Origin of the sequence: Streptomyces sp. NPDC086989, from assembly GCF_044745505.1 — a bacterium.
In the GTDB taxonomy this organism is placed as follows: Bacteria; Actinomycetota; Actinomycetes; order Streptomycetales; family Streptomycetaceae; genus Streptomyces.
This window is the reverse complement of the sequence record NZ_JBIVAL010000052.1, coordinates 1-3,459: the sequence shown is the minus strand read 5'-3', so window position 1 is coordinate 3,459 and position 3,459 is coordinate 1. Positions and strand designations below refer to the sequence as shown.

3 protein-coding genes are annotated in these 3,459 nt (G+C 71.1%); all 3 read left to right on the top strand.

All coding sequences use genetic code 11. The annotated features are described in order from the left end of the window. Window positions 1-63 precede the first annotated feature (63 nt). Window positions 64-1,635, top strand: a complete 1,572-nt coding sequence (locus tag ACIPK4_RS40035) for a Mu transposase C-terminal domain-containing protein (protein WP_402322892.1) — start codon at window positions 64-66, stop codon at window positions 1,633-1,635. 6 nt (window positions 1,636-1,641) lie between these two features. Beyond that, window positions 1,642-2,439: an AAA family ATPase gene (locus tag ACIPK4_RS40030; RefSeq protein WP_402322889.1), complete on the top strand. Its 798-nt coding sequence runs from the start codon at window positions 1,642-1,644 to the stop codon at window positions 2,437-2,439. Next, the coding region (locus ACIPK4_RS40025; protein WP_402322886.1) for a hypothetical protein at window positions 2,433-3,459 on the top strand (1,027 nt) is incomplete at its 3' end. The genes ACIPK4_RS40030 and ACIPK4_RS40025, both read left to right, overlap by 7 nt.

Below are 3,459 nucleotides of genomic sequence, written 5' to 3'. Positions count from 1 at the left end.
GCCGATGAGATTTCTGCTGGCGAGGACATGCCGTGGTGCCGGGGTGTGGGGCGTGAGGATGCCGTGGCGCGGTTGGTGGCACTCGATTCGCGGGGAGAGCTGGCCACGGAGCATGCGCGTGCGGTTGCTCAGGCTGCGGGGGTGTCGCTGCGGACGGTGTGGAACTGGGTGGCGGTGGCCCGGCGTGAGGGCCGGTTGTCCGCACGGGCTCCGTCGCGGGTGGGTGTGAGTGCCGATCTGCGTGCGCGTTTGGTGGTGTGGGGCGGGAATGTGGCCGCGGTGCATCGTGAACTGGCCGCCGAGGCTGCTGCGGCTGGTACCCCGGACCTGGTTCCTTCTCTTCGTACTCTGCAGCGCGCCGTGCGTCAGGACCTGTCGCCGGGGGAGCGGGCGGGGTTGCGTGGGGGTGAGGCGGCACGTCGCCGTTATGACGTGTACGGGAAGCGTCCGCCGGCGTATCGCAATGCCTGCTGGGAGGGTGATCACAAGCGGGTTCCGGTCCGGGTCGCCTTGGATGGGGTGGCGGTGTGTCCGTGGGTGACGTGGTTCATCGATGTGGCGTCGAGGGTGGTTGTGGGGGTGGCGGTCACTCCGCATCAGCCGGCGAGGGACGCGGTGCTGGCGGCGCTGCGTACGGGGATCAGCCGTGCGGAGCCGTATGGGCCGTTCGGTGGTCTGCCGGGGCGGGTGCGGGTGGACCGGGGCAAGGACTTCCTGTCGAACGCGGTCGCGAAGGCTTTGGGCGGGTTCGCGGTTCCGGTGGATGATCTGCCGGCGTACAAGCCGTACCGGAAGGGCACGGTGGAGGCGCTGAATGGTGCGGTGGAGGAGATGCTGCTGGTCTCGCTGCCGGGCTACACCCGCCGGGCGCGGCCGGTGGAGGCGTTTAGGCCGGATGCGGTGGAGGACCTGCTGGCGTTCGAGGACTTCGTGAAGGTGCTGCTGGAGTGGGTGGCGTGGTGGAACACCGGGCACCGTCCGGCCGGGCTTGCCGGCGCTACGCCTGCGCAGGCGTGGGAGGCGGACCCCACTCCTCTTGAGGACGTTCCGGAGGAGCAGTTGGCGTTCTTCGCGTTGGAGGACGACGGCCGGATCCGGAAGATCACGACGAACGGGGTGGCGTGGCGGCGGCGTGCCTATGTCGCGCCGTGGATGGCCGGCCTTGTCGGGACCCGGGTGCGGCTGCGGTACCTACCGCATTTCGACGGCCGGATCGAGGTCTTCGCGGCCGAGAGCGGGGGCCGGCATCTGGGCAGCGCCTATCTGGCTGAGGCTGCCACGCCGGCTCAGCGCCGCGCTCTGTCCCGGGTGCGTGAGGGCAAGGCCAGGGCGTTGAGGGCGGATCTGAAGGCGGCGGAGAAGCTGCGCCGCACCCGCTATACGGCCACCACGACTGCAGGGGCACCAGCTCGCCGGCGTACGGAGACGGCGGGTGAGGCGGCTGCGGAGATCGCCCGGGCGCAGTCGGTGGATCTGGCGGCGCGGGCGTTGCCGGACCTGATCCCCCCGCGGGAGCCGCCTGCTGGTTGGGCCCGCCCGCGTCAGCGGCCCTTGCCGCGGGCCCCGGAACCGGCCGCGGAGGATGTGCCCGCAAGGGGGCCGGAGGCCGGGGACCGTCCCGGCGGTAAGGAGTGATGCCGGATGACAACGTCCACCTCCACCCGTCGGGGGCGGCTCCCTGCGGCGCGGGAGGACCACTTCATGCGCCTGCCGGGCGCGCAGGTCGTCTCGACCCGTGCGCTGCTCGCGGCCAGGGAGAACATCCGGGCCGCGATCGGCGCGCAGGCCATGATCTGTATCTACGGCCAGGCCGGCCACGGAAAGTCCTTTGCGGTCAACGCCTCGCTGCGCGAGCTCGCACCGAAGCTGACACGCCGGATCCAGTTCCGTGCCCGTCCCTCGACCCGTGATCTGCGCCATGAGCTGTTCTACGCCCTGGGCCTGCAGGGCCGTCCGCCGGCGCATGCGATCGAGTTCGACCGGATGCTGCGCGGCGCGCTCGTCGAGCCGCTGGTGCTGGTGTGCGACGAGGCGCAGTGGCTGTCCAAGCTCTGCTTCGAGTATCTGCGCTACCTGTGGGATGACACCGATTCGGCGCTCACGATTGTCTTCACCGGCGGGAACGGCTGCTTCGAGATGCTTTTGAGTGAGCCGATGCTGGAGTCCCGCGTGTACGCGTGGCAGGAGATCGGCCGGATGCCGCTGGAGGAGGTCCTGGACGTGATCCCCGCCTTCCACCCCCTGTGGTCCGAAGCCGATCCGGAGCTGATCGCCCTGTGCGACCAGGAGGCTGCTCATGGGAACTTCCGGGCGTGGGCGAAGATCACCCACCACCTGACCGTCGGAATGCAGGAAGCCGGCCGCGCCTGTGTGGACGAGGAACTCCTGCGCTGGGCCTACAGCAAGCTCAGCGTCCGCCAGACGGCGGGACCATGCTGACCTGCCCCGACCCGCCTGCGGTGACCGTGATCGTCGATCCGGGTGACGACCTGGTCCACACCCGGGCTGCCCTGGCCGCACACGACCCGCTCGCGGGCCGGATCACCGTCCACCCCACCCCGGGCACCGACTCCACGCTGGCACTGGCGCACGACGTCCTGGCGGCCCTGGGCAAGCCCGTCCCGGTGGCCGGGTACCGCGAGCACGACACCGCCGCGGCGTGGACTCTCGCCGCGGCCTGGATCCTGGCGACGGGCACGACCCACCTGCTGCTCCTGCGCGTGCACTTGATGACCCCTCAGCGCCTGGAGGCCCTGCTGCTCCTGCGCCGTCGCACCGGCCTACACCTGACCCTCGTAATCCACACCGGGCACCTGCCAGCCGGCCTGGACCGTGTCCTGTCCGGCGTGCGCCACCACCTCGCCGATGCCACGGCCCTCCTCCCCGCTGCCGCAGCTCCTTGCACCGCCGACCACCCGCCGCGGCGCCCCCTGGCCCACCGCTGGATCGCCCTTCCGGCCCTGACCACCCTCCTGGCCTTCGACGAACCCGCCCGCCTCTGCCACTGCCGCGCACCGCTGGCAGCCGACTGCGACTTCTTCCCGCCGGTGATCCCGCAGACCACCGAGGCCGAGGTTGCCTGGCGCCTGCACCGTGCCACCGCGCACCCGCATCTGGTCGCTGAGCTGGCGACCGCGGTGTTCACCGCTGCCTCCACCACCCAGCTGTCCACCGTCCACGTCCACGACCTGGGCCCCGAGGCCTCCACCATCACACTCCACGACGACGGACTCCGACAGGGCTGCATGACCCACCCGGTCCCGCTGTGGGCGCGTCCGTTGCTGATGGCGGCCCGCCGCTGCTGGGACATCGTCACCGGCACCAGCGGTCCTCTCTTCACCGACCCGTTGGGCAGAACCGGCCTGCCCCATCTGACCGCCTTCGCTGAAAGCTGCAAGCTCCGGCCTCCCCAACCGCCCCGGCCGGCACCACGCAAGCGGAAAACCGGTACAGCGCCGC